The sequence below is a fragment of the Nonomuraea longicatena genome (genome assembly GCF_039525605.1).
Taxonomy (GTDB): Bacteria; Actinomycetota; Actinomycetes; order Streptosporangiales; family Streptosporangiaceae; genus Nonomuraea; species Nonomuraea longicatena.
The window spans coordinates 1-25,725 of the sequence record NZ_BAAAHQ010000060.1 but is presented as its reverse complement, the minus strand read 5'-3'; the positions used below and the strand labels follow the sequence as shown (position 1 = coordinate 25,725).

The 25,725-nt window shown below is 72.3% G+C and carries 25 protein-coding genes; 14 read left to right on the top strand and 11 right to left on the bottom strand.

Annotation, left to right across the window (positions count from 1 at the left end):
- Positions 1-146 precede the first annotated feature (146 nt).
- Positions 147-1,103: a hypothetical protein gene (locus ABD120_RS38185; RefSeq protein WP_343955258.1), complete on the top strand. Its 957-nt coding sequence runs from the start codon at positions 147-149 to the stop codon at positions 1,101-1,103.
- Between the two features lie 46 nt (positions 1,104-1,149).
- On the opposite strand, the gene ABD120_RS38180 is transcribed toward ABD120_RS38185, so the two are convergent.
- Together ABD120_RS38180 and ABD120_RS38175 are read right to left on the bottom strand one after the other, a co-directional pair.
- Positions 1,150-1,437: a winged helix-turn-helix domain-containing protein gene (locus ABD120_RS38180; protein WP_343955257.1), complete on the bottom strand. Its 288-nt coding sequence runs from the start codon at positions 1,435-1,437 to the stop codon at positions 1,150-1,152.
- A gap of 15 nt (positions 1,438-1,452) precedes the next feature.
- On the bottom strand, positions 1,453-1,704 hold the full coding sequence (locus tag ABD120_RS38175; RefSeq protein WP_343955256.1) for a GntR family transcriptional regulator: 252 nt from the start codon (positions 1,702-1,704) through the stop codon (positions 1,453-1,455).
- A 230-nt stretch (positions 1,705-1,934) separates the two neighbouring features.
- On the opposite strand from ABD120_RS38175, the gene ABD120_RS38170 reads away from it, so the two are divergent.
- The 4 genes from ABD120_RS38170 to ABD120_RS38155 all read left to right on the top strand — a co-directional run bounded on the left by ABD120_RS38170 (position 1,935) and on the right by ABD120_RS38155 (position 4,738).
- Positions 1,935-2,189, top strand: a complete 255-nt coding sequence (locus ABD120_RS38170; RefSeq protein ID WP_343955255.1) for a hypothetical protein — start codon at positions 1,935-1,937, stop codon at positions 2,187-2,189.
- A gap of 132 nt (positions 2,190-2,321) precedes the next feature.
- On the top strand, positions 2,322-2,627 hold the full coding sequence (locus ABD120_RS38165) for a hypothetical protein (RefSeq protein ID WP_343955254.1): 306 nt from the start codon (positions 2,322-2,324) through the stop codon (positions 2,625-2,627).
- 120 nt (positions 2,628-2,747) lie between these two features.
- A complete protein-coding gene (locus ABD120_RS38160) occupies positions 2,748-3,791 on the top strand; it encodes a hypothetical protein (protein WP_343955253.1) in 1,044 nt (347 codons plus the stop codon).
- Positions 3,792-3,967: 176 nt separating this feature from the next.
- Positions 3,968-4,738 carry an aminoglycoside phosphotransferase family protein gene (locus ABD120_RS38155; RefSeq protein WP_343955252.1) on the top strand — a complete coding sequence of 257 codons (771 nt, stop codon included), beginning with the start codon at positions 3,968-3,970 and terminating at the stop codon, positions 4,736-4,738.
- Between the two features lie 90 nt (positions 4,739-4,828).
- Here the strand turns inward: ABD120_RS38155 and ABD120_RS38150 are convergent, their stop codons facing one another.
- Positions 4,829-7,768, bottom strand: a complete 2,940-nt coding sequence (locus tag ABD120_RS38150) for a bifunctional [glutamine synthetase] adenylyltransferase/[glutamine synthetase]-adenylyl-L-tyrosine phosphorylase (RefSeq protein ID WP_343955251.1) — start codon at positions 7,766-7,768, stop codon at positions 4,829-4,831.
- Positions 7,769-7,836: 68 nt separating this feature from the next.
- Between ABD120_RS38150 and ABD120_RS38145 the strand changes: the two genes are divergently transcribed.
- Positions 7,837-8,379 (top strand): HXXEE domain-containing protein, encoded by a 543-nt coding sequence (locus tag ABD120_RS38145; RefSeq protein WP_343955250.1) that lies wholly within the window; start codon positions 7,837-7,839, stop codon positions 8,377-8,379.
- A 60-nt stretch (positions 8,380-8,439) separates the two neighbouring features.
- Here ABD120_RS38145 and ABD120_RS38140 read toward each other — a convergent pair whose 3' ends face one another.
- A complete protein-coding gene (locus ABD120_RS38140) occupies positions 8,440-9,120 on the bottom strand; it encodes a type 1 glutamine amidotransferase (RefSeq protein ID WP_343955249.1) in 681 nt (226 codons plus the stop codon).
- Positions 9,121-9,172: 52 nt separating this feature from the next.
- On the opposite strand from ABD120_RS38140, the gene ABD120_RS38135 reads away from it, so the two are divergent.
- Positions 9,173-12,511 carry a protein kinase domain-containing protein gene (locus tag ABD120_RS38135; RefSeq protein ID WP_343955248.1) on the top strand — a complete coding sequence of 1,113 codons (3,339 nt, stop codon included), beginning with the start codon at positions 9,173-9,175 and terminating at the stop codon, positions 12,509-12,511.
- Between the two features lie 3 nt (positions 12,512-12,514).
- Here the strand turns inward: ABD120_RS38135 and ABD120_RS38130 are convergent, their stop codons facing one another.
- Complete coding sequence (locus tag ABD120_RS38130; protein ID WP_343955247.1) at positions 12,515-13,231, bottom strand: PaaI family thioesterase; 717 nt, start codon at positions 13,229-13,231, stop codon at positions 12,515-12,517.
- A 187-nt stretch (positions 13,232-13,418) separates the two neighbouring features.
- Between ABD120_RS38130 and ABD120_RS38125 the strand changes: the two genes are divergently transcribed.
- The gene (locus tag ABD120_RS38125) at positions 13,419-14,639 is read left to right on the top strand and encodes a serine hydrolase domain-containing protein (protein ID WP_343955272.1); all 1,221 of its coding nucleotides are present in this window, start codon (positions 13,419-13,421) and stop codon (positions 14,637-14,639) included.
- Positions 14,640-14,642: 3 nt separating this feature from the next.
- On the opposite strand, the gene glnA is transcribed toward ABD120_RS38125, so the two are convergent.
- Positions 14,643-16,004 (bottom strand): type I glutamate--ammonia ligase, encoded by a 1,362-nt coding sequence (gene glnA / locus ABD120_RS38120; protein WP_343955246.1) that lies wholly within the window; start codon positions 16,002-16,004, stop codon positions 14,643-14,645.
- 152 nt (positions 16,005-16,156) lie between these two features.
- Between glnA and ABD120_RS38115 the strand changes: the two genes are divergently transcribed.
- The 3 genes from ABD120_RS38115 to ABD120_RS38105 all read left to right on the top strand — a co-directional run bounded on the left by ABD120_RS38115 (position 16,157) and on the right by ABD120_RS38105 (position 19,115).
- Positions 16,157-16,702: an EF-hand domain-containing protein gene (locus ABD120_RS38115; RefSeq protein ID WP_343955245.1), complete on the top strand. Its 546-nt coding sequence runs from the start codon at positions 16,157-16,159 to the stop codon at positions 16,700-16,702.
- A gap of 25 nt (positions 16,703-16,727) precedes the next feature.
- Positions 16,728-17,684 carry a terpene synthase family protein gene (locus tag ABD120_RS38110; protein WP_343955244.1) on the top strand — a complete coding sequence of 319 codons (957 nt, stop codon included), beginning with the start codon at positions 16,728-16,730 and terminating at the stop codon, positions 17,682-17,684.
- A 234-nt stretch (positions 17,685-17,918) separates the two neighbouring features.
- Entirely contained in the window at positions 17,919-19,115 is a 1,197-nt protein-coding gene (locus ABD120_RS38105; RefSeq protein WP_343955243.1) for an MFS transporter, read from the top strand.
- A gap of 200 nt (positions 19,116-19,315) precedes the next feature.
- Here ABD120_RS38105 and ABD120_RS38100 read toward each other — a convergent pair whose 3' ends face one another.
- Complete coding sequence (locus ABD120_RS38100) at positions 19,316-19,729, bottom strand: nuclear transport factor 2 family protein (protein WP_343955242.1); 414 nt, start codon at positions 19,727-19,729, stop codon at positions 19,316-19,318.
- Positions 19,719-20,300 (bottom strand): TetR/AcrR family transcriptional regulator, encoded by a 582-nt coding sequence (locus tag ABD120_RS38095; RefSeq protein WP_343955241.1) that lies wholly within the window; start codon positions 20,298-20,300, stop codon positions 19,719-19,721. Before ABD120_RS38095 ends, ABD120_RS38100 begins: the two co-directional genes overlap by 11 nt.
- A gap of 157 nt (positions 20,301-20,457) precedes the next feature.
- On the opposite strand from ABD120_RS38095, the gene ABD120_RS38090 reads away from it, so the two are divergent.
- The 3 genes from ABD120_RS38090 to ABD120_RS38080 all read left to right on the top strand — a co-directional run bounded on the left by ABD120_RS38090 (position 20,458) and on the right by ABD120_RS38080 (position 23,586).
- Entirely contained in the window at positions 20,458-21,996 is a 1,539-nt protein-coding gene (locus tag ABD120_RS38090; RefSeq protein ID WP_343955240.1) for an MFS transporter, read from the top strand.
- A 7-nt stretch (positions 21,997-22,003) separates the two neighbouring features.
- Positions 22,004-22,603, top strand: coding sequence for a TetR/AcrR family transcriptional regulator (locus tag ABD120_RS38085; RefSeq protein WP_343955239.1), 600 nt, complete (start codon positions 22,004-22,006; stop codon positions 22,601-22,603).
- Between the two features lie 608 nt (positions 22,604-23,211).
- Positions 23,212-23,586 carry a hypothetical protein gene (locus ABD120_RS38080; RefSeq protein ID WP_343955238.1) on the top strand — a complete coding sequence of 125 codons (375 nt, stop codon included), beginning with the start codon at positions 23,212-23,214 and terminating at the stop codon, positions 23,584-23,586.
- Here ABD120_RS38080 and ABD120_RS38075 read toward each other — a convergent pair.
- The 3 genes from ABD120_RS38075 to ABD120_RS38065 form a co-directional block, all read right to left on the bottom strand.
- Positions 23,583-24,140: a vitamin K epoxide reductase family protein gene (locus tag ABD120_RS38075; protein WP_343955237.1), complete on the bottom strand. Its 558-nt coding sequence runs from the start codon at positions 24,138-24,140 to the stop codon at positions 23,583-23,585. The genes ABD120_RS38080 and ABD120_RS38075 overlap by 4 nt on opposite strands.
- Positions 24,121-24,849, bottom strand: a complete 729-nt coding sequence (locus ABD120_RS38070) for a DsbA family protein (protein ID WP_343955236.1) — start codon at positions 24,847-24,849, stop codon at positions 24,121-24,123. Before ABD120_RS38070 ends, ABD120_RS38075 begins: the two co-directional genes overlap by 20 nt.
- A gap of 76 nt (positions 24,850-24,925) precedes the next feature.
- Positions 24,926-25,725, bottom strand: an 800-nt coding sequence (locus ABD120_RS38065) for a M56 family metallopeptidase (protein ID WP_343955235.1), incomplete at its 5' end; no start/stop codon positions are given.

The following is a 25,725-nucleotide window of genomic DNA, read 5'->3' as shown; positions in this document are numbered from 1 at the left end:
CATATCTCAGTTCCACGACGTGTGACAGTGCCGCTCTGGGGGTGCTGCCGATCATCTCGGTGGCGCCCCCAGCATGCCGGTGCCGCCCGGACGAGAGCGGCCTCGCCCGGCTTGAACCGATCACCGCCCGCGATCATCGAACAGTCATGGTCAAGCTCACCTGGTTCCCCCTGCCGTTCGGGCTCGCCGTGGTCGCGGTCAACTTCTTCGCCGTGCGTGATGTGAACGGACGGCTGCCCGGCGCCCCGGTCGAGGCGAACGAGCACGTGGTGCCCCAGGCGATCGAGGCGTACATCCCCTTCGCCCAGGGGCGCATCGCCTGGCTCGGGGCCGTCTTCGTCGCCGCCAGTCTGCTGTTCGGCCTCGTCGAGCTCGGATTACGCCAAAGGCCCGCGGCCCGCGTGCTCGGAACGGGCCTGCTGAGCGCCGCGTACGTGGCCGCGATGCCCGCCGTCTACATCCTGAACCCGGTCACCGGCTACGACCGGGACTTCCCCGACCCGCCGGGATACGCCACGATGCCCTTCGACATGAGCTCGATGTCACCGCCGTGGTATCTCCCACTGCTCGGCCTGATCCTCGCCACCGCCGCGACCGCCCAGCTCTTCGCGATGCGCGGCATCGTGCGCCGGGCCACCGCCCTGCCACCCTCTCCCCGGAGCGCGTGGCTCCTCCTGCTCCCGGCGGCGTCCCTCGCGGCCTTCGCCTCGGCCAACCTCGTGTCCGACCGGATCGCCCGCGCCACCGCCCATCCGGCGTCCTTCTGGGAGGCCGACCTCGCGCTGAAGACCATGGTGTGGGTGTGCATGTTCGCCGCCGTGCCCGCCGCCGCGCTGGCCCTGTACGGGATCCTCCAGCTCAGGCACGGCCTCGGGCCGCACTTCCTGTTGTTCGTCGGCGGCTTCACGATCGTCTACGTGCTGACGCTGCCGCTCGTGGCCATGGGCAGCCTGGCGATGTACTCGAACGAGCAGCACGGCTTCACCGAACAACTCCCCGACTGGCGGGAACCGGTGACCATGGGCATCCTCGGCCTCTCCGGCCTCGTGCAGCTGGCCACCCTCCCCCTGCTGGTCCGGCGCGGGAGAACCCAGCAGCCCTGAGGCTATGGCCGGACGGAACCGATCACGGTTCCGGGCCCTTCCGCGTTCACGCCTTCTCGGCGGGGCGATCCTCCGGGCGCGTGATGTAGGTGCCCTTCGCTGGGAGGGTGACCACAAGACCACGGTCACGAAGTTCTTTGACGGCACGCCTGATGGTGCCGATCGCCACGCCGTACTCTTCGGCGAGGTCACGCTCTCCGAGCAGTCGGGCATCGGGCGACAACTCGCCCGCGTCGATGCGTGCGGCGACGTGATCCGCGACCTGAACGTAGACGTAGCCGGGCCCCGCCGCGTCCGGGTCGAAGGCGGGCACCGCGCCCCTCCGCTTGAGCATGTTCCTTCGCCCCCGCTACTCGGTCACGTCCGTTGCGATGCGCGCCTTCACATACACGCCCATGCCCTGGACGGTCTCCACGAGCCCTTCGTCCTTGAGGACTTGCACGGCCTTACGGAGGGTGTCGCGTGCGACGCCGAACTCGGCCTCCATCTCGACCAGACTCGGGATGCGCCGCCCCGGCGGAATCTCTCCTGCGGCGATCCGGTCGCGAATCACCGTGGCGATCTGCTGGTAGGGCGGGATCGGGCCTTCTCTGTCGATCACGACATCAGGCTATGCGGCCAGCACAAACGAGCCATAGCTACCCACGAGGCTAGACGGGGGTAGTACACCTCTCGTATCCTGGGCGCGGACAAGGCGAGCCCGTCCGGTGCGGGAACACCGGACGGGCTCTCGGCACCCGACCCAGCAGGAGGCCCGGCACCATGACGCTCAAGCTACAGCCACCCACGCCCCCGCCGGTGACGGTCTCCAACGAGTTCCATGGGCTTCACGTGAGCGCTCGGCGAGCCGACGCGGTGCGGCTCGATTGGAGCACGCCGGTGCCACGGTTCGGCCGCGTCCGGGTCGTGGGGCACACGTGCGAGTGCAAGGCACGCGTCTACGAGCTGTGCACCTCGGGGGGCCTCGCGTGGGTTCGGCGGATCGACCGGCACTCACCCGGCGAGACCGTGCGCGTGACGCACCCGTGTCGCGTCGGCGAGGCCGGAGAGCTGTGGGCCCTGATTCTGGCGGGCGAGGCCCGATAGACCTGCCCTGCCACCCTTCGGCGCCGGTCCTTTCGCGTGCGGTATCGACTGATGAGATCGCTCTTGACGGCGCCCCACCGGCGGTTATCTTTCGCTTAGGAAAGCTTCCTAAAAGAAAGAGAGGATCCACTGGTGCGTTCCAGGAAGAGGGCGCTCGCCCTGGCGAGCTCCGCGTTGATCGCCACCGCCGCGTTCGTGGCCACGTCCCCGGCCGCGCACGCCGTGCCGACCGAGTGCTACGCCACCCAGAACGGCAACATCGCCGAGAGCTACTGCGCGAACGGCACCGGCGAGCACCAGGTCGCCGTGACCGTCCTGCACGTCAACCCGATGGTCGGCTACGTCGCGAACTGGGGGCCGTGGGTGCCCGCGGGCTCCGTCTCGCGCGCCACCATCCCGCCCGGCACCGTCGTCTCCCTGCGCTTCCACGTCCGCTGATGTACTAGCGCACCCGACCGCGACACCACGGCCCGAGAAGACCGGCTCGGTCCGTGTGGGATGCCGGATCACGCATCTGACGTTGCAGGCTCGGCCGGACGGGTGTATCAAGGCGCCGGGGTGATCGATTTGCTGTCCGTTTACGTGGACCTGGCGCTGGGTCTGATCCTGTCGTTCCTGCTGCTGTCGCTGCTGGTCAGCGGCATCAACGAAGGCGTCGTACGGCTCCTGGCGATCAGGAGCAAGTTCCTGTGGGCCTACCTGCGCGACACCATGGACGGCACCGGCGGCGAGAGGGCGTGGCTGCCCGCCAAGGTGCGCGACGTGTTCGCCACGCTGCCCTTCGCCCGCGACCCGCGCCCCGCCCACAGCGACCAGCCCGCGCCCGTCGAGTCGGCCCCTCCCCCGCAGGAGGCGGTGAGCGGCGGCGACGCCATGACGACGCTGCTGTACGAGCGGGTGCGCGAGATCGACCATCCGAGGACCGGCCGCACGAGCATCTCCAACATCCCGCCCGGCAGGTTCGCGGTGGCCGTCATGGAACTGGCCTCCTCCGGCGAGGGCGGCGTCGAGACCTGGCTGGCCCGGCTCAAGGAGATGCGCAGCCCCCTCTACGGCCACCTGAACGCCATCTGGGAGACCGCTCAGCGCGACACCGAGCGCTTCCGCCACGGCGTAGAGACGTGGTTCGACAGCGAGATGCAGCGGCTTTCGCTGCTGTACAGGCGCTACGTCAAGTGGGTGGTGGCGGCGCTGGGCCTGGCGGTGACGCTGCTGTTCAGCATGGACGGGCTGGAGTACGCCAAGTCGCTGCTGCGCGACAACGCACTGCGCACCGGCGTCGCGGCGGCTGCGGCGGGCGACGCCGCGACGGTGGGCGAACTGAAGGCCAAGTGCACGCAGGACGTCAAGCTGGCCGACTGCCTGACCGAGACACTGAGCTCGCCTGCGCTGGTGCGGGTGTTCGACCATGCGATCGTGGGCGTGAGCATCCCTGCCGAGGGCGACCCGAGTGTCGAGTGGAACGGCGGCGTGTGGTGGGACCGGATCACCACGCTCAGCCACTGGCCGGGTTTCCTGCTGACGTACGTCGCCCTACTGTTCGGGGCGCCGTTCTGGTGGGATCTGTTCCGCCGCCTCACCGGGCTCAGATCGCGCCACTGAGGCGCCGTCCCGGTCGGCCGTGTCACCGACAGTCCCGCCGACAGCTTCCTCGTGATCGTTTTCTTCATCCGGGCAGAGTACCCCCATTTCGGTCCTCACCGAAACCTCGGAGCGGTGCGGGTGGATCGCCGGAAATCGGGATGACAGCGCGAGCCGCCGTCGTCGAGCATGGGGGCGTGAAGCTCAATGACTACGCCCGGGTGATGGGCCGCGAGGCGACGGGGCTGCGGCTGGTGCGCGGTGAGGGCGCCGACGTGGTGCTCGACGCGACCGACGGGCTGGCATGGCGGTTCTCCCGGCACGGCGAGGAGGTCTCCGGGCTGGCCGCGCTCACCCGGCTGGCCCGCGCGCACGGCCTGCCCGCGCCCGAGGTCGTCGAGGAGCGTGCCGGATGCCTGGTCACCCGGCTGGTCGAAGGCGCGCCGTTGGAGCCCGGTGTCGAGGTGACTGCCGACGCGCTGGCCGGGCTGCTCGACCGGCTGGCCACCGTACCCGTCGATCGCGACGACGACGCGTGGCGGTCGGAGTGGGCGGCACTCGCCGTCGACGTCGAGGAGAAGGTCGCCCCGCTGCTCGCGCCCGCGCAGCGGGAGCGGGCGATGCTGGAGGTCCGCCGGGCCGCCGAGGCCGCGAGCAAGCCGCCCACCGGGTTCACGCACGGCGATCTCGGCGGCGCCAACGTGCTGGTCGCGGACGGCGCCGTCAGCGGGGTGCTCGACTGGGGCACGGCGGGCCCCGGCGACCCGGCCGTGGACTTCGCCGCGCTCTCGGTGTCGGTGAGCGCACCGGTCCGAGCGGAGCTGTCCGCGCGTTTCCCGCACCTGGCCGCCAGAGCCGACGCGTACGCGGCCACGTTCGCCCTCCAAGAGGCCCTGTACGGCCTGCGGCACGACGACCGCGACGCCGTCGAGGCGGGCCTGGCCCCCTACCGCCAGAACGCCGGGTAGCCCGAACCCGCCTCCCAACCCGGCCCGAGCCCTGCCCCACCCCGGAGGCACGGCACGGGAGGTGTGCCCGGCCCACCGCAGCCCGGACTCTCAGGACTCGTAGAAGACGCGCTCCACGACCTGCCTGGCACGCCGGGTCACCCGCCGGTAGTCGTCCAGGAAGTCCTCTGAGCCGTCGGGCGCGTACCCGAGCGTCTGCGCGATCAGGCGCCGTTCCCGCGCGTCCGACGGCACGCTGTCGCCGGGCCGCCCCTTGACGAGCATGATCGCGTCACGGATCCGCGAGGCGCACCGCCACGCCTCGGCCAGCACCTCGGCGTCGCCCGCGTCGAGCAGCCCGGCCTCCACGGCGGCGCGCAGCGTGCGCAGCGTCTGGGTGGTGCGCAGCGCGGGCACCGCGTACGCGTGGCGCAGTTGCAGCAACTGGGCCACCCACTCGACGTCGGACAACCCGCCGGGCCCGAGCTTGGTGTGCAGGCCGGGGTCGGCGCCGCGCGGCAGCCGCTCGGCCTCCATGCGCGCCTTGAGCCTGCGGATCTCGCGGACGGCGGACTCGTCGAGCCCGCCGTCCGGGTAGCGGATCTCGTCGGCGATCGCGGTGAAGGCCGCGCCCAGTTCCGCGTCGCCGGCGGAGAAGCGGGCGCGCAGCAGTGCCTGCGACTCCCACGGCGAGGACCAGCGCGCGTAGTAGGCGGCGTAGGAGGCGAGGGTGCGCACCAGCGGTCCCTGCCTGCCCTCGGGCCGCAGGTCGGGGTCGATGAGCAGCGGCGGGTCCGGTGCGGGCAGCGACAGCAGGCGGCGGAGCTGGCCCGCGACCGCGAAGGCGGCGTCGGCGGCCTGGCGCTCGGTCGCGGCCTCCAGCGGGGCGTGCACGAACATCACGTCGGCGTCGCTGGCGTAGGAGCACTCCATGCCGCCGAGCCGTCCCATGGCGATGACCGCGAACCGGGTCGGCAGCGGCGCGCGCCGTTCGAGCTCGACGCGGGAGACGGCGGCGTCCAGGGCGGCGCGCAGGGTGACGTCGTTGAGGTCGGACAGCGCCTCGCCGACGCGCTCGATGTCGGCCAGGCCGACGAGGTCGGCGACGGCGGTGCGGAACAGTTCGCGGCGCCGCAGCGCGCGGACGGCGGCGACGGCGTTCTCGGCCTCGTCGCCATGGCGGGAGACGGCGGCGACGGCCTCGCCGAGCAGCGTGTCGGCCCGGCGCGGCACGAGGTCCGCGTCGGAGCCGAGCAGCGCCACGGCGTCGGGGGCGTGGGTGAGCAGCCCGGTGGCGTACCTGCTGGTGCCGAGCACGCGGGCCATCCGCGAGGCGACGGCGGTCTCGTCGCGCAGCAGCCGGAGGTACCAGGGGGTGGCACCGAGCTTGTCGCTGACCTGGCGGAAGCCGAGCAGCCCGGCGTCGGGGTCGGGGGCGTCGGCGAACCAGCCGAGCATGACCGGCAGCAGCGTGCGCTGGATGGCGGCCCGGCGGGTGACCCCGGTGCTGAGCGCGGCGATGTGGCGCAGCGCCCCGGCCGGATCGACGTACCCGAGCGCCTCCAGGCGGGCCAGCGCCGCCGCCGTGGACAGCCGCGACTCGGACTCGGGCAGCCGGGCGACCGCCTGCAGCAGCGGCCGGTAGAACAGCTTCTCGTGCAGGCGCCTGGCCTCGCGCGCGTGGCCGCGCCAGCGGGCGGTGAACTCGCCGACGGGGTCGGCGGTGGCGCCGAGCGCCCTGCCGAGCCTGCGCAGGTCGTCCGCCCCGGTGGGCAGCAGGTGGGTACGGCGCAGCCTGTGCAGCTGCAGCAGGTGCTCGACCCGGCGCAGGAACGTGTACGCCTCCGCGAGCCCTTTGGCGTCCTCGCGCCCCACGTAACCGCCCCGCGACAGGGCGGCGAGGGCGGGCAGCGTGGCGCGGCGGCGCAGCAATGGGTCGAGGCGGCCGTGGACGAGCTGCAGCAGCTGGACGGCGAACTCGATGTCGCGCAGCCCGCCGGGGCCCAGTTTGAGCTCCCGTTCGCCCTCGGCGAGGACGTGCCGTTCGACGCGGCGGCGCATCGCCTGGACGTCCTCGACGAAGCCGGGCCGGGTGGCGGCCGACCACACCAGCTCCGAGACCGCCGCGACGTAGGCGGCGCCGAGTTCGGCGTCTCCGGCGACGGGCCTGGCCTTGAGCAGGGCCTGGAACTCCCACGTCTTGGCCCAGCGGCGGTAGTAGGCCAGGTGGCTGGCCAGCGTACGCACCAGCGGCCCGGCCCGGCCCTCCGGGCGCAGGCCCGCGTCCACCTCCCAGAGCGCGCCTTCGGGGGTGGCGGCGGAGCAGGCCCGCATGGTGGCCTGGGCGAGGCGGGTGGCGAGCGCCAGGGCCTCGGTCTCGTCGGCTCCGTCGCGGGGTTCGGCGACGAAGATCACGTCCACGTCGCTGATGTAGTTGAGTTCGCGGGCGCCGCACTTGCCCATGCCGATGACGGCCAGCCGAACGGTGTCGCCGGGGGTCTCGTCGCGCGCGACGGCGAGAGCCGCCTCCAGCGCCGCGCCCGCGAGGTCGGACAGTTCGGTCATCACCTCGGCCGGGGCGCTCTCGCCGGTGAGGTCGCGGGCGGCGATGTGCAGCAGCCTGCCCCGGTAGGCCACGCGCAGCGCGACGAGCGGGTCCTTCGCGGCGGCTCGCGGTTCGGGCGCGTCCGGGTCGGCGCCGACCGAGGCGAGCAGGGCCGCGCGAGCCTCCCCCAGGTCGGCTGCGGCCAGCCAGGCGAGCTGGCCGGGATGGCGGACCAGGTGCTCGCCGAGGGCGGCGCTGACGCCGAGGACCGCATACAGCCGTTCGCGGACGACGGGGTCGGCACGCAGGGTGGCGGCGAGGCCGGGCAGGCGTTCGGCGAGGCGGGTGAGCGAGGTGAGTGCCAGGTCGGGATCGGCCACGCCGACCAGCGCCTCCACGAGGTCGTCCGGGAGGTTCTCGGACAGGCGGGCGGCGCGGGCGCCGTCGGCGAAGCCGAGCTTGGCCAGGCGGGCGGCGGTGGACTCGATCCTGGGCACGTACCCCATCTTGACAGGTGTCCTCCGAGCGCCCCTAAGGTGCAACGCACTGCACAGTGAACACGGGGGGCGGAGATATGGGCGCGGAGACGGGCGGGGTTCCGGCGACGGTGACGTGGGGCTTGCTGGCGGCGTGGATGGTGCACGACGCCGAGGAGGTGGCCACCATGGCGCCGTGGCTGCGCAAGGCCAGACAAGAACGGTTCCCCTGGCTGCCGGAGGTGTCGCAGAAGCAGGTGAACGTGGCGATCGGGCTGATGGGCGGGCTGATCGCGGCAGCCTGCGCGGACGGCGCACGCACCGGCGGGCGCAGCCCGCTCTTCCAGTCGGTGCTGGCCGGGTTCGGGGTCCACGGGCTGGTGCACCTGGGGCAGGCGGCGGCGGTGCGCGGTTACACGCCGGGGGCGGTCACCGCGCCGCTCGTGGTGCTGCCCTTCTCGGTGTGGGCCTGGCGGCGGCTCAAGGCCGAGGGCGTGCCGGTGCGCGGCGGGTCCGCGTCGTGGTGGGGACTGGCGGCCTTCCCGCTGGCGGCGGCCGGCGTCCACGCCGCCGCCCACGTCCTCACCCGAGGCCCCCGGCGTGCCACCGGCTCCGGAACGCCAGGACGGAACCGGGCTTAGGCGGAACCGGGCTCAGGCGTAGGCGGGCTCAGCGCATCACGGGCCTTGGCGGAGGCGGGCTCAGTGCGGCGCGGCCGAGGCCCGGACCACTGCGGCGAACGCCCGCGCCACCGGGCGCCAGGTGGCGACCAGGTCGGCTTCGGCGCCGGTGACCTCGGCGGCGATCTCGGGGGCGAGGTCGGTCATGGCGGCCCACCGGCCGAAGATCTCCGGGGTGGCCTCCGGGTGGAACTGCACGCCCCAGGCCCGCTCCCCCAGCCGATACGCCTGGTTCGGGTACCGCTCTCCGGTCAGCAGCGGGACGGCGCCCTCGGGCAGGGCGGTCATCGCGTCGCGGTGGTACTGCACGGCCGTCGCCGTACCCACCGTGGCGAACAGGCGGTCCTCGGCGGCGGCGGGCAGGGCCATGACGGCGCAGGCGCCGACTTCGAGCCCGCGCCCGCCCCGCTCCACGCGCCCGCCGCAGGCGAGCGTCATGAGCTGGGCGCCGAGGCAGATGCCGAGCGTGGGCACGCCGGCCGCGACCGAGCGGGCGATGAGCGCCCGCGTGGGCGGCAGCCACGGATGCCGGTCGTCCTCCCAGGCCGCCATCTCGCCGCCGAGCACGATCAGGCCGTCGGCGGCGTGCTCGGGGACGGGCTCGCCAAGGTACGGCCGGACGGTCTCGCACGCCAGGCCCAGCCACTCCGCCAGGAAGCCGAGCGGCGCGTCGCCGTCGTGCTCGATGACCGTAATACGCATATCAGCAAATTTATCGACAAACTTTCCTGGCTTGGCACGCATCGAACAACCCGTGAACAGGCTGATCGACGGCGATCCCCAGCGGATCGGCCGATACTGGCTGGCCGGACGGCTCGGTTCCGGCGGGCAGGGCGTCGTCTACGAGGGTTACTCGGAGGAGGGCCGCCGCGTGGCGGTCAAGGTCCTGCACGGCGACAAGGCCGCCCAGCTCGCCCGGGAGGTGGAGGCCGCCCGCCGGGTGGCCGCGTTCTGCACCGCCGCGCTGCTGGAGGCCGACCTCGACGGCCCCCGGCCCTACCTCGTCAGTGAGTACGTCGAGGGCCCCAGCCTGCGCCAGGCCGTCGCGAGCGGGCGGCGCTTCCGCGACGGCGACCTCCACCGGCTGGCCGCCGCGATCGCCACGGCGTTGACCGCGATCCACGACGCCGGTGTGGTGCACCGCGACCTGAAGCCGGACAACGTGCTCCTCGGCCCGGACGGCCCGCGCGTGATCGACTTCGGCATCGCGCGCACCGCCGAGATGTCGCTGACCACGACCGGCCTGGTGACCGGCACACCGACGTACATGGCGCCCGAGGTGTTCACCGGGCAGCGCGCGGGCGCCCCCGCCGACGTGTTCGCGTGGGGCGGCGTGCTGCTGTACGCGGCCACCGGCGCCGACCCGTTCGAGGCCGAGAGCCTCGGCGGCGTCATGCACCGGGTGCTGTCGATGGCGCCCGACCTGGCCGTGCTGCCCGCCTCGGTGCGCCCGCTGGTCGCCGCCGCCCTCGGCAAGGAGCCCGGCGACCGGCCCACCGCGCGGGAACTGCTGATGGCCCTGGTCAGCGGCGACCGGCTGGACACCGTACGGCTGCTGGCCGAGGGGGGCAGGGAGGCGGCGGGGATCGCGGGCGATCTCGCGGACCCGGCGCTCGGCACGCTCGCCGAGGACGCCTACCGGCTGCTCGGCCCGGCCGAACGCGACCTGGTGCCCGAGGTGTTCCTGCGGCTGGTCACCACCGACGCCAGGGGCGAGCTGACCGTACGGCCCACCGCGCTGTCCGAGCTGAACGGCGACCCGCAGGCGGTGGAGCGCGTCCTGGAGGTCTTCTCCTACCTGCTGGCCCGCTCCGGGCAGACGGTCGAGCTGGCCCGGCCCGCGCTGCCGCACGCCTGGCCGAGGTACCGGCGGTGGATCGCGGCCAACCGGGAGGGCCTGGCCGTACACGGTGAGATCAGGACGGCGGCGCAGCACTGGCAGGCGGCGGGACGCAGGGACGGCGACCTGCTCCACGGCAGCAGGCTGGAGAACGCGCTGCGCTGGGCGGCGACGGCCCGGCGCGACATCACACTCTCACCCGCCGAGCGGGACTTCCTGGACGGCGGCGCCGCCCTGGCGCGTAAGCGGGCAGGACGCTCGCGGCTGGCCGCGCTCAGCCTGGGCGGGCTGCTGGTGATCGCGCTGGCGGCGGGCGGACTGGCCCTCCACCAGGGCGGGCTCGCCGACGAGCGGGCCGCGCGGATCGGGCGGCAGCTCCGGGCCGCGGAGGGCGACCGGCTGGCGAACGCGGTGGCGACGGTCCGGCGCACCGATCCGCGCCTGTCGATGCTGCTGAGCGCCGCCGCCTGGCGGCTGAGCCCGACGCCGTACTCCAGGGCGGCGCTGACGGCGTCGCTGGCCCAGCGGGAGACGAGGATGTTCCGCGACCCGGCCGAAGGGGCGGACACGCTGCGCACGATGGCCGAGAACGGCAGGACGCTGGCGAGCGTCGGCGAGGACGAGGTGCGGCTCTGGGACCTGCGCACCGAGCGGCGCTCCGGCGGCTTCCGCGGGCTCGGCCTGGGCGGCGAGCAGCCGCTGTCGATCGCGCTGTCGGCGTCCGGGCGCACGCTCGTCGCCACGACCACCACCCGGGCCGTCGCCTTCGACACCGGGTCGGGCAAGCGGCTGCGCGAGGTGCGCTTCACCAGGCCGGTCGATCCGGAGGACGAGCGGGTGGAAGGGAAGTTCGCGGGAGAGCGAACGGTCGTGTTCTCGACTCCGGCCGGCCCGACGCGCTGGAACCTGGCCACGGGCGCGTACGGGCTCGACCGGACCGCCGGCGGGGCGACGTTCAGCGCCGACGGCCGCTGGCGCGCGGTCGAGGGCAAGGGCGAGGTCCTGTGGGTGACGGACCGGCGTACCGGCGCCCGCGCGCACCTGGGGCGGCTCGACGGGGCGGGCACGCAGGGGAACTGGAGTGGCGGCAGCCCGGTCTTCGGGACGCCGGTCATGGCCACCGTCGACTACGAGGGCATCCAGCTGTGGCGGACGTCCGACTCCCAGCTGATGTCCGTCCTACCCGTCCAGGGCGATCTGGAAGGCCCTCCGGAGGGCGCCTTCGACGGCTCGGTCCTCCGCTACCGGCTGACCGACCAGGTGTTCTCAGCGGACGTCTCCGGCCTGGGCGCGCAGGCGGGACCCGACGTCAACTGGGCCGAGCTGAGCCAGGACGGCCGCAGCCTGGCCACCGACACACCGGCCGGCGGCGCCTCGGTCGGACCGGCACGCGGAGAGGGCGCGACGACGAAGGTGCCCGAGGCGCAGGGGGCGGCGTTCGGAGGCGGCGGCCTGTCCGCCTTCTTCTCCCAGGAGACGGTCACCGTCGTCGACTCGGGGACCAAGCACGTGTTCGACATCGACCGGGGTGACATCGGCGACGGCGTCTTCAGTCCGGACGGCAGCCTGCTCGCGATCACGGCGGTACGCGGTGCGACCGGTTTCGTCCAGGTGTGGGACTGGCGGGCGAAGCGGCCCCTGTGGGACGCCGACCACCAGGGCGACGACCACCGGCTGGCCTTCTCCCCCGACGGCGGACGGCTGGCCGTGGGAGCCCGCCAGGTCACGCTCGTGGACGCGCGCACCGGCAAGCCGGTGGCCGAGCCGTTCGGCGGCGGCGGGCTCGACCACCGGATCACCGGCCTGCACTTCTCGCCTTCCGGCGACACGCTGACCGTGATGGACTCCCGGCTGCGGCTGGGCCTGTGGGACACGGCCACCCTCCGCAGCAGGAGAACCGCCGTCACGGGGATCGACGAGCCCCACGCCCATTCCCCCTCGGAGAACGTGGCCGCCGGTACCACCCAGGACGGCAGGGCAGCGCTGTTCGACGTCTCGGCGGGAGTGATGCTGGGCCCGCTCCCCGACCCGCACGGCGGCGAGGACCCCTACACCCGCGCCCGGTCGATGGCCTTCACCGCCGACGGCTCCGAGGTGCTGGTCGTGAACGAGCGAGGCGTCGTGACCGCCCACCCCGTGGCGCCCGCCAAGGTGCTGGCCGCCGTGTGCGCTCGGGCCGGGCGCACACTCAGCGAGGCCGAATGGCGGGCGCACGTCTCGGCGGCGCTGCCGTACGAGAGGGTCTGCCCGTGACCGTCAGGCCCGGGGGGTGATCCAGGTGGCGCGGGCGGCGGCGACCAGGGTGCCGTCGCCGTCGTAGATCGCGCTCTCGCCGAACAGCTTGCGGCCCTCGCGGCCGGTGGCCCGGCCCACGACGGAGTAGGCGCCGCCGGGGTAGACGGAGCGGTGGATCTGCACGGTCAGGCGGCCCAGCAGCGCGGACTCGCCGGGCGCGAAGTGCGCCCAGCCGGTCACGCAGTCGAGTGCCGCCGTGACGATCGAGGCGGGCACGCCGTCCTCCTCGGCGACCGTGAACGGCACCCGCCATCCGGCGGCCACCAGGTCGGTGCCCTCGACCGGGCCGGGGAAGACGCGCAGGCCGTCGCCGGGCTCGCGCAGGCCGCAGACGAAGCAGTCGGGGAAGGCATGGCCCCGCCAGCCGGCGAAGCCGGCTTCGGCACGGGCGGCGTCCGCGAAACGAACGAACGCGGGCGCGGGCAGCTCCTCGGCGACCGGGATGGCCTCGGCGAGCAGCGTGTCGCCGTGGCGGAGCGAGGCGGTGTTGGCCACGTGCTCCAGGCACAGCTCGGTCTCGACGGGGGTCGGGGCGTGGAGGGTGACCTCGACGGCGCTGCCGTTACCGCCCAGTGTCTCGGCGACCGTACCGGCCAGCCATCCCCCGTTGGCGATCCCCTTGGGCCCCTGGAAACGCTCGGGAACGGTCAGCACAGTCTGCAGGGCAGCCGTCGTCATACGTCGGTCCTCCTTGTCCTCGTTTGAAACATCCGCACCTGAAATTTCATTTCAAACGGCCCAATTTTAGAGGACGAAGCGTTTGCCACGGCCCACGACTGGGAAACCCGGGATGCGGTCTTCCGGCGTGGTCCGTAATATACGGAACCCTGTTGAGACCGATGTGACCCGGGAGTCACCTGTGACCATGCTCACTCGCCGCGCCCTCCTCGTCGGCGGAGCGGCGACCGTACCAACGGTACTGCTGTCCCCGCGTGCTCTGGCCGCGCCGCCTGTGACCGGGCAGGTGCCCGCGCAGCTCGCCGGGCTGGACACGAGGCTGAAGAACTTCATCGCGGCGCGCAGCGTCTCCAGCGCCCAGTTCGCCGTCGGCAGGCACGGCAAGCTGCTGCTGGCCAGGGGCTACGGCACCTACAACGCCGGAGCGGCCAAGGTGCAGCCGACCACGCTGTTCCGGCTGGCGAGCCTCAGCAAGCACATCACCGGCGCCGCGATCATGCGGCTGGTGCAGGACCGCAAGCTGAGCCTGGGCGCCAAGGTCGCCCCGCTGCTGGGCCTTTCCACCTCGGCCGAGCCCCGGCTGGCCGACATCACCGTGCTGCGCCTGATGCACCAGCTCAGCGGCTGGGACAAGGCGGCCTCCGGCAAGGACTACCTGTTCTCCGACCACGCGATCTCGGCCGCGCTGGACGTGCCGCTGCCGATCACGCACGCCCACATCCTGAAGTACGCGACCTCGCGGCCCCTGGACTTCGCGCCGGGCAGCAGGATGTCCTACAACAACCTGAACTTCACGCTGCTGGGCCGGGTGATCGAGAAGGTGTCCGGGCTCCCGTACGCGACGTACGTGCAGCGCCACATCCTCGGCCCCGCCGGGGTGACGCGGCCGCGCATCAGCCCGAGCGTGCCGCCCTCGACGGGCGTGCGCTACGAGTCGAAGTTCACGACGAAGACCGTGCTCGACGACTCCGGCACGGTCGTCCCCCACCCGTACGGCGGCGCCAACTACCCCAACCTCGACTCCACGGGCGGGTGGATGGCCTCGGCCGTCGATCTGGTGCGCCTGTCCCGCGTCTTCGACGGCTCCACGAGCGTGCTGACCAAGACGACGCTCGCGCGGCTGTGGGCCGAACCGGAGATCGGCCGCAACGAGCACGGCAGCTGGTACTCCGGGGGCTGGTGGGTGCGCCGGGCGGGCAGCGGCTTCAACACCTGGCACAACGGCTCGCTGCCCGGCACGTACACGATCCTGACCCGCACGAACTTCGGCGTCTGCTTCGCCGCCACGTTCAACCGGCGTGAGGAGACCGGCTCCCCCGACTTCGACGCTCTCCAGGATGAGCTGTACGACGCCGTGGCGGCGATCAGGACGTGGCCGACGACCGACCTGACCTCCCGGTACTTCTGAGACTCACAGCACCGGCAGGTAGCGGCCCAGTTCGTACTCGGTGACCTGGCGGCGGTACTCCCGCCACTCGCTGCGCTTGTTGCGGAGGAAGAAGTCGAAGACGTGCTCGCCCAGCGTCTCGGCGACCAGTTCGCTCTGCTCCATGACCCCGATGGCCTCGTCGAGGGACTGGGGCAGCGGGCGGATGCCGAGCGCGCGGCGTTCGGCGCTGGTGAGGGTCCAGACGTTGTCCTCGGCGGCCGGGGGCAACTCGTACGAGTGCTCGATGCCCTTCAGCCCGGCGGCCAGGATGAGCGCGAAGGCCAGGTAGGGGTTGCAGGCCGAGTCGAGTGAGCGGAACTCGATGCGCGACGAGCCGCCCTTGTGCGGCTTGTACATCGGCACCCGTACCAGCGCCGAGCGGTTGTTGTGCCCCCAGCACACGTAGGAGGGGGCCTCGCCGCCCTGGCCCGCGATGGCCTCGGCGCCGCCCCACAGCCGCTTGTAGGAGTTGACCCACTGGTTGGTGATGGCGGTGATCTCGGCGGCGTGCCGCAGCAGGCCCGCGATGAACGAGCGGCCCATCTTCGAGAGCTGGTACTCCGAGCCCGCCTCGTAGAAGGCGTTGCGGTCGCCCTCGAACAGCGACATGTGGGTGTGCATGCCGGAGCCGGGGTGCTCGGTGAACGGCTTGGGCATGAAGGAGGCCCAGATGCCCTGCTCCAGCGCGACCTCCTTCATGACCAGCCGGAAGGTCATGATGTTGTCGGCGGTGGTGAGCGCGTCGGCGTAGCGCAGGTCGATCTCCTGCTGGCCGGGCGCGCCCTCGTGGTGGCTGAACTCGACCGAGATGCCCATCGACTCCAGCATCATGATCGCCTGGCGGCGGAAGTCGTGGCCGGAGGAGTGGGGCGTGTGGTCGAAGTAGCCGCCCGCGTCGATGGGCTCGGGCCGCTCGCCCGTGGCGGGCCGGTTCTTCAGCAGGAAGAACTCGATCTCGGGGTGGGTGTAGAAGGTGAAGCCCATGTCGGCGCACTTGGCGAGGGTGCGCTTGAGCACCCAGCGGGGGTCTGCGTGCGAGGGTGAGCCGTCGGGCATGAGGATGTCGCAGAAGATGCGGGCCGCACCCGGGTTCTCGCTGCGCCACGGCAGGATCTGGAACGTCGAGGGATCGGGCTTGGCCAGCATGTCGGACTCGTAGACGCGCGCGAACCCCTCGATCGCCGAGCCGTCGAACCCGATGCCCTCGGCGAAGGCGCCTTCGAGCTCGGCCGGTGCGATGGCGACCGACTTCAGGAAACCGAGGACGTCGGTGAACCAGAGCCGGATGAACCGGATGTCGCGTTCCTCGAGAGTACGGAGCACGAACTCCTGCTGGCGGTCCAAGGCGGCCCCTCGATGAGACAGTACTGTGCGCTTACAGGATGCCGTGTCCGTGTTTCGCACACGTTACGGGGGCCCGCCGGTGCGTGGCTCACTGACAAACCACGCGCGCCCACCTAATGTGATCACGCAGATCAGTCTCGGGGGAGGCATTCGTGGCTATCGACCTGCGCAATCACAAGCTCGACCGCGCTTTCGACCACATCGATGTGGGGGGCAGGGGCGAGATCGAGCGGGGGGACCTGCTGGGCCTGGGGGCCCGCATCCTGGTGGGGTTCGGGGAGTCGCCGACCTCGATGACGGGCACCAGGCTCGTCGACGGTTTCGACGGGATCTGGGCGGCGCTGGTCGGCGAACTGGACCGCGACGCGGACACGCGGATCTCCCGTGAGGAGTTCCGCCGGGGCATGACCTCGGCCTTCGTCGAAGGCGGGCAGTTCGAGCCGGTCTTCTTCCCCGCCACGCGGGCCGTCGCGGAACTGTGCGACGCCGACGGCGACGGGCGGATCGGGCCGAGCGAGTTCCGGACCATGCTGAGCGCGTTCGGCACCGCCTACGACGACGTGGACGAGGCCTTCGACCGGCTCGACCGCGAGGGCTGCGGCTCGCTGTCGGTGAGCGACCTGGTCGACGCCGCCCGGCAGTACTACACGGGCGACGACCCGCACAGCGCGGGCAACTGGCTGTTCGGCCCGCTGTGAGGCGCTCCCGATGATGATCGCTTCTGTGAGGGACGCCCTGCGTTCCGTGCTCACGAGGAAGCCGATGCTGCCCGCGCCCCGGCGCGGCGGCTCACCGGCCGAGGCGCTGCTGCCGCTGACCGCGCGGGTGCCCGCGATGGCCAGGCCCGCCCGTATGCACCCGTCGGTGTTCGCGATCGAGGCGGCGGTGATCGACTGGGCGCGGCGCACGGGCCTGCGCGCCGACCCGGCGGTGGGCTTCCACCGGATGGCGGGGCGGGCGTTCGCGGAGTTCGACGCGGCCGCCGCTGCGCTGTTCGCGCAGTGGCTGACCTGGCTGTTCCACTTCGACGACGAACTCGACGAGGGACCGTGCCCGCTGGAGGTCTTCCAGGGACTGCTCACCGGGGCCGCCCACCATCCGCTGGAGGCGGCCTTCGCCGACCTGTGGCGGGTGACGAGCGTCCGGATGAGCGACCGGTGGCGGGCCAGGTTCGCGATGGGGCTGCAGCGGCAGCACGACGCGTGCCGTACCGAGGCGAGGAACCGGGCGACGGGCCGGGTGCCCACCATCGAGGAGTACCCGGCGCTGCGGCGCGGCACGGTCGGCCCCTACCTGTACGACCTCGTGGAGCCGTGCCTGCGGGTGGAGGTGCCGGGCTGGCTGCAGGCGTGCGACCCGTGGCGCGATCTGGTCGAGGCGTGCAGTGACACGATCGCCTGGTGCAACGACGTCGCGTCGCTGGGCAAGGAGCGCGGCGACGCGCACAACCTGGTGGTGATCGCCATGCACGAGCTGGACCTGGACGAGCGGGGCGCGGTCGCGTGGGTGCTCGACCGGGTGGAGGAGCGCTGTCACGACATGCGCGGGGCGGCGCGGCTGCTGCCGCTGGACGAGCTGGAGCCCAAGGAGGCGCGCGACGCCAGCAAGGTGGCCTGCGCCTACCTGGCGGCGCCGCGCGCGCACCTGGACTGGCTGCTGGAGTCGGCGAGATACACGTAACGTGACACGGTCGTCGCAGTATGTATCTTGCGTGGGGCGGCACAGGAAGACGAGCCCGGCGCGGACGGTCTGGGCGTTGTGTACGGCGGGGGCCGTGTTGTGGGCGGCGCTGCTGGTGGAGGGGGCGTGCTCGCCCCCTCCGCCGGCGGCGGGAACCCGGCCGGCGACGGGCCCGGTGTCTCACTGACCGAAACCCGCTGGCGACCCCGTGGGGGCGGGCCTCAGACTCTGACGATGGCCTCCCCTCAGACGTCCTTCGTCCGCGCGCGGGTCGGCGGGCTGCCCCGGCCGTTCTGGGCGCTGTGGAGCGGCACACTGGTCAACCGGATCGGCACGATGGTGATCCCGTTCACCGGCGTGTACCTGACGCAGGCGCGCGGGCTGTCGGTGGCGGCCGCCGGTGTGGTGATGGCGGTGTACGGCGCCGGGTCGCTGTTCTCGCAGCCGCTGGCGGGGATGCTGGCCGACCGCGTCGGGCGCCGGATCACGCTCACCGGGGGGATGGCGGCCACGTCGGCCGCGATGATCTGGCTCGGCCACAGCACCAGCCTGCCGATGATCATGACGGCGATGTTCGCGCTCGGGCTGGTGATCGACGCCTACCGGCCCGCCTCCAGCGCGCTGGTGGCCGACCTGGTCTCGCCGGCCGAGCGGCCGCGCGCGTTCGCGCTGCTGTTCTGGGCGGTCAACCTGGGGTTCTCCGTGGCCGTCACGGCCGGGGGCCGGTTGGCCGAACTGGGGTTCCACTGGCTGTTCTGGATCAACGCGGCCACCAGCCTGGGGTTCGCCGTCCTGGTGTGGCGGGCGGTGCCCGAGACCCGTCCGGAGCGCGGCGAGAGCGCGGGCGGCGGGTTCGGCGCGGTGTTCCGCGACCGGGTGATGGTGGCCTTCACGCTCGTGGTGCTCGGCAACGCGATCATGTACTCGCAGACCGTGACCATGCTGCCCGTGGCCATGACGCGGATCGTGGGGGTCGGAGACTTCGGGCTGGCGATGGCGGTCAACGGGGTGCTCATCGTGGTGATGCAGCCGCTGGTGGCCGGATGGCTGGGGCGGCTCGACGGGCCGGTGACGATGGCGGCGGGGCTGGCGGTCATGGCGGTCGGCTTCGCCATGACGGCGTTCGTCACCGACCTGGGCTCGCTGATGGCGAGCGTCGCCGTGTGGACGCTCGGGGAGATCGCGACGGCGGGGACGGCAGCGGCCATTGTGGCCGCGCTCGCGCCGCCGGCACTCCGGGGACGGTACTCGGGGGTGTTCGGGCTGGCGTGGTCGGCCTCGACGGTGCTGGCGCCGCTGCTCGGCGGCGCCCTGGGGGTGACGGGGGGCGCGCTGTGGTTCGTGCTGGGGGCCGTCGGCCTGGCCTCCGCCGCGGCGCTCCTCGTGCTCGGCCCGTCCATCCGCCGCCGCTCGCGCGCCGCCCTCACCTGACCCACTTCGCGGCGCTCAGATGAGTCATCACGGCTGAAGCCCCCCTCACGCCACCCGCCGCCCCCTGCCGGCGGCCTCCAGGGTGACGCTCCTCTTTCGAGACACCTCCCGCCGCTACGCCGCCCTGTTGGCCCGCCCTGTTCACCGCCTGCCCGGCGCACGACGGCACCCCGATCGCCCGCTCTGGCTCCCTACCCCGCTCAGGCGGCGGCTGCGGTGGGAGGGGCGCCGAGGGATTCGTGCCAGCGGGCCGTGTCGGTGATCTGGACGAAGTTCGTGATCAGACCGTCCTTGAGGGTGAGGTCGTGGGCGAAGACGGCGTCGAGCGGGCGGCCGGTGGCGCGGGCGGTGCCCAGGTAGTGGCCGAGGACGACGCATCGGTCCGGCGCCGCCCAGATGTACTGGTCGGGGACGGGTGCGGTCTCGTACGCGCCGAAGATCACGGCCCAGCACTCCATCAGGGCGTTCTCGCGGCCATGGTGCCGCTTGCCGACGCCCAGGGGCATGCCGGGGCTGACGTCGAGGACGAAGTCCGGGTGCAGGGTGGCGAGCAGGGCGGCGGGATCGGCGGCGGCGAAGGCGGCGTAGAGATCTTCAACAGTTTTAGAGGTCACTCTCCAAAACTACCGCAAGGGCCGCCGTCTCCACCATGCGGGTCACCTCCCCGGGACTCCCCTCACCCGCCCGGAGGTGACGCCGCACCGCCGCGAGCGGGACGTCCACCAGCGCGAACACCACCCGCCGCAGGTCGCCGTGCCCGCAACCGGCGGCGATGCGACCCATCGCCGCCATCGAGGCGGCGTTCAACCGCGACAGTTCCTCGCCGAGTTCCGTCGGCCAGGCCAGGCGCAGTTCGTCGACGTGGTGCCTGAGCAGCAGTCTGGCCTCGTCGGGGTGCTCGGCCGACCATCGCACGGTGTGCGCCGCCGTCCGGCGTACCGCCTCGACCGGGTCAGGGGTGCGGGCCGCCTCCAGGAAGCCCTCCTGGAACCGGCGGACCGTCCGGATCCACAGATGGGCCAGCAGCAGGTCGCGCGAGCCGTACCGGTGGTAGATGGAGCCGCTGGGCGCGCCGAGGCGGGCGGCCACGGCGGTGACGGTCACCGCGCCCTGCCCGCCCTCCGCCGCCACGGCCGCGGCGGCGTCGAGGATCCGGTCGGCGTCGAACTTCGCTGGTCTGCCCACGCTCATACGGTAACGACCCAGCCCCCGAAGAGAGCACGGAGACAGGAGCGCGGGCGGCAGACTTGCGAAACGATTCCGTTGCGTATCGGATTGTGTCACGATACGCTCCCGTTGCGAAACATGATCGTATCGGAATTCCGCCTAAGGAAGCCTGCGCATGGAACAGACCACCGGACACCCCCGTAGATGGGCGATCCTCGGCGTGCTGGTCTTCAGCCTGCTCGCCGTCGTCCTCGACAACACGATCCTGAACGTGGCGATGAAGACCATCGCCGACCCCGTCGAAGGACTCGGCGCCACCCAGGGCGAACTGGAGTGGGCCATCAACTCCTACACGCTGGTCTTCGCCGGGCTGCTGTTCACGTTCGGCATCCTCGGCGACCGCAACGGCCGTAAGCGCATGCTCATGATCGGCATGGTGATGTTCGGCCTGTCCTCCCTGGCCAGCGCGTACGCCCAGGATCCCACGCAGCTGATCCTCGCCCGCGCCGCGATGGGCATCGGCGGCGCCGCCATCATGCCCGCCACCCTCGCGATCATCTCCAACGTCTTCCCGCCCCGCGAGCGCGGCCGGGCCATCGCCCTGTGGACCAGCGGCGTCGGCCTCGCCGTCGCGATCGGGCCGGTCACCGGCGGCCTGCTCATCGAGCACTTCTGGTGGGGCTCGGTCTTCCTCGTGAACGTGCCCATCGTGATCGTCAGCGTGATCCTCATCGCCTCGGTCGTCCCCGAGTCGCGCGACCCCAGGCCGACCAGGCTCGACCCGGTCGGCGTGATCCTGTCCATCATCGGGCTGGTCGCCCTGACGTACGGGATCGTGCGCGGCGGCGAACTCGCCACCCTCGCCCACCCCGAGGTGATCTTCCCCGGCGTCCTCGGGCTGCTCGTCCTGGGCGCGTTCGTCTGGTGGGAGCGGCGGATCGAGCACCCCGCCTTCGACGTGCGCAACTTCAAGAACGCCCGCTTCAGCTCCGCCGTCGGCATGATCGGGATCGTCTTCTTCTCGATGATGGGCGGGATGTTCTTCCTCACGTTCTACCTGCAGATCGTGAGGGGGTACACGCCGCTGCAGGCCGGAGCGCTGATGATCCCGTTCGCGGCGGCGCAGGTGATCTTCTCCACGCTCAGCCAGAAGGTGAACGACAGGTTCGGCGCCAAACTGTCCGCCACCGTCGCCATGGTGGTGATCACCCTGTCCCTGGCCGCGTACGCGCTGTTCGACCAGAACACCCCGATCGTGATCGTGGAGATCGTCTTCTTCGTCCAGGGTGCCGCGATGGCCAACCTCATGCCGCCCGCCACCACCGCCATCATGGAGTCGCTGCCGCCGCAGAAGGCGGGCGTCGGATCGGCGATGAGCAACACGGTCCGGCAGCTCTCGGGGGCGCTCGGCGTCGCCGTACTCGGCTCGGTGCTGTCGGCCGTGTACCGCAGCGAGGTCGCGCCCGCGCTGGCCGCGCTGCCGGAGGAGGCCCGGCACGGGGCCGGCGAGTCCATCATGGGGACCGTCGCCGCCGCCCAGGGCGACCCGGCGGTGCTCGGCCCGGCCTTCCGCGCCTTCATCGACGGCATGCACACGACGACGCTCGTCGCGGCCGCCATCGCGCTCGCGGGGGTGTTCGTGGTGGCGAAGTGGATGCCGGGCAGGACGCCCGCCGTCCCCGACACCAGGGGCAAGGAAGCAGCGGTAGTGTGAGGTTGCGATGAGTACGCGGGAATCGGCGACGGCCCGGCAGGCGGGCCGTCCGCGCAGCGAACGGGCCGAGCGGGCGATCCTTGAGGCCACCCTCGATCTCATCGGCGAGGGCATGGGCATCGCCGAGTTGTCGATCGAGGCGATCGCCTCCCGTGCGGGCGTCGGCAAGACCACCATCTACCGGCGGTGGTCCAACAAGGAGGACCTCGTCGTCGACGCCCTGGCCGTCCTGCGCACCCCGATGCCGCCGATCAAGGGCGAGTCGGTGCGCGACGACCTCATCGTGATGCTCACCGCGATGCACGCGGACGCCGTCGACGGCCGCAACCGCAGCGTGATGCACATGGCGATGGGCGAGTCCGACCGGTATCCCGCGTTGCTGGCGAAGTTCCGGTGCCTCGTGCTCGAACCCCGGCGAGAGGCACTGCGCGCCATTCTGGAACGCGGCATGGCCACCGGCGAACTACGCGCCGACCTGGACACGGAGATCGCGCTGGCGACGCTGAACGGGGCCGTGATCTGGCACTGCAAGTGGGGCGGCGGCGAGTCCGGCACGGTGCTGGCACCCCGCATCGTCGACCAGCTCATGTCGGGCCTCACCGGGTAGATCTCCCTCTCCGTCGTAGAAGATCTCTTCTCTCCGTTACGGCGCACAAGGACCTTTCTCTCTGTTACGGCGCCGCCCGGTTACGCCAACCCGCCGCCCCGCGCCGGCGGCCTCCAGAAAACGCTCCTCCTGTCCGGGGTTCCCGCCATGACGCCGCCCTCCTGACCGCCTGCCCACCCCACGCCGATCGCCGTACCGGGGCGCCGGTCTCCACCTCACACCGACCCGCCGTCGCGGCGCCAGGGGAGCCGAGCGTGCGGACACGTACGCGGCGCCAGAAGACCCTGGCGGGCACAAAACGTACGCAGCACGGCGCGGCCGTGGTCAGGTCCCTGCACCGCTACCCGGGGTTTTCCGGGCGCCGCGACGGCGGGACGGGGTGCGGTGAACGGCGGCGCCTCTTACGGCGAAGTACCTGTGCCGGGTGGGCGCGCGACAAGGCGGCGTTACGGCGGGGAGACGCGGAAGGGAGGAGCGTCTTCTGGAGGCCGCCGGCGCGGGGCGGCGGGTTGCCGTGACCGGGCTGCGCCGTAACAAGGAGACGGGTTCTGACCGACGACGGGGAAAAGCCTTTGTCCCCGGCACAGAGCGGAAGTAGCGTGAGGAGCTTGGAGATGCAAGTGAGGACGCTGGCCGCCCTGGCGGCAGGGGTGCTGCTGGCCGGCTGCGGGAACGCCGTGACCGCCGCGCCCATGCCCCCCGCGAGCCGCGCGGTCCCCGGCGAGGTCGAGGTGCGCATCACGATCGCCCGTGGCCACGTCACCCCGCCGCCCGGCCGGGTGCGCGTCGGCCGGGGCCGTCCCGTCGCCATCACCGTCACCAGCGACGTCTCCGACGAGTTGCGCGTCCACGGCCACGATCTCAACGCCCCGCTCCCGGCGGGCAGGCCGGTCACGGTGCGGTTCACGCCCGTGCTGTCCGGCCTGCTCCCGGTGGAGACCCGCGAGCACAGGCTGACCCTCACCCGGCTCGCGGTCGGTTAGACGAGAGTGCTCCAGTACGACCAGAACCGCACGAGCACCAGCGCCAGGATCGCGAGGAACCACACCGTGAGGATGATCCCGTGATACGGCGCGAGCCTGCGCCCCCGCAGCGTGACGTACGTGAACAGAGGGATGGTCACCGCCCACACCACCATGCAGTAGGGGCACAGCGCGCCGATCACGTACAGGCTCTGGTAGATCAGCCAGTGCACGAACACGACCCCGGCCGTGACCCCGGCCTGCAGCCCGATCCAGAACCACCGGGGCAACGGGATACCGGCCACCGCCACCACGCCCACTGTCGTCACGACGGCGAACCCGGCGATGCCGATCAGCGGGTTGGGGAAGCCGAACAGCTCGGCCTGCGGCGTCGACATGATCGAGCCGCACGACAGCACCGGGTTGATGCTGCAGCTGGGCACGTACTCGGGGTTCTTCAGCAGCGCGATCTTCTCGACCGCGAGCACGAAGGCCGCGACGAGCCCGACGAGTCCGCCGCCCAGCAGCAGCCCCGGCAGCAGCCGGGGGAAGGTCTCAGCCTGCGAGGGCCGCATCGATCGCCGCCTTGATGTCGTCGGTGGACTTCGGTTCGAGCTTCTTGCCGTTCAGGAAGAACGTCGGGGTGCCCTGGACGCCGAGGGCCTGCCCGTCGGCGACGTCCTTGTTGATGCGCTCAAGAGTCTCCGGAGCGTCGTAGGCGGCGTCCCACTTGGCCATGTCGAGGCCCAGGTCCTGGGCGAAGGACCGGAACAGCTTGTCCGCGGGGGTGCGCTGCTCGCCCCACTGGCGCTGGGTCTGGTACATCCGCTGGTACATCTGGTCGAAGCGCCCCTGCTGGGCGGCCGCCTCGACGGCGCGGGCGGAGCGCTCGGCGTTGAAGTGGCTCTGGATGGGGAAGTAGCGGGCCACGAACGTCACCCGTCCGGTGTACTCCTTGCGCAGTTCCTCGACGACGGGGAAGGCGGCGGCGCACGCCTCGCACTCGAAGTCGAGGAACTCGACCAGTGTCACCTTGCCGTCCGCCGCGGTCTGCAGCCGGTGGCTGTCCGGCCTGAGGACCTGCGCGGCGGCGGCGCCCGCCCCGGCGGCGGGTTCGCGGGCGTTCCCCGTCAGCAGTACGGCCGCGACGACGACGGCGAAGACGGCGACGGCCGACAGCGCGACGGCGAGGTTGCGCTTGCGGGCGCGCCCTCTGGCGTCCTCCTCCTGCATGGCCTCGACCTTGGCGCGCCGGGCGCTGGCCCGATCCTGCTGGTCCGACACGTGCACTCCCTTGGTTCTACGTTTGGTAGAAGATGAGTTCTCCCAAGAGTAGAAGACCGTGGCGGTGCTCAGGACCCTAACCCGGCCAGAGCAGCCCGCAGAAGACCGGCGCGGACAGCAGCGACAGCGCGCAGCCGCCCAGCACCGCCGCCGCGCCGTACGCGGCCGTCGGCGCCCAAGGGTGCCCCGGCGTGTGCTCCAGCAGCCGCCGCACCCGCCAGGCCACCCCCGTGTCGGCCAGCCCCGGCGTCGCCGGGCCCGAAGACGGCCCCGGGGACGGCGCGACCATCTCGACGATCGCCCGCGCCAGCACCCGGTCACCGTGCACCCGCCGGGCGCGGTCGTCGGCGAGCATCTCCAGCAGCACGGGTACGGCCTCGCGCGCCGCCCGCGCCGCGGGCAGCCACGGGAAGGCGTGCGCCAGCGCGACGAACGGCAGCAGCACCAGGTCGTGGCGGCCCCGCGCGTGCGCCCGCTCATGGGCGAGCACGGCGTCCAGTTCCGCAGCGCCGAGCCGGGCCCGCGCGCCCCTGCTCAGCACGATCCGCGCCCGCAACCCGGGGACGCAGTAGGCGACCGGCTCCTCACCCGGCAGCAGATAGGCGTCGTGCTCGGGGTCGCGTTCGGCCAGCACGTCCACCAGCAGCCGGTGGCGGCGCTGCTCGGCCAGCGTCCGCGCCAGCGCCCGCGCCGCGTGCCAGGCCAGCCACGCCAGCAGCCCCGCCGACCACGCCAGCGCCGCCCGGTGCGCCGGGCCGAGACCGCGCAGCCACAACCCGTCGCCGACCTGGTGCCAGAACAGGTGCAGCCCATGTGGGAAGGCCGCCGCGAGCGGCGCGACGGCCGCCGCCAGCCCGGCCGTGACCGCGCCGAGCG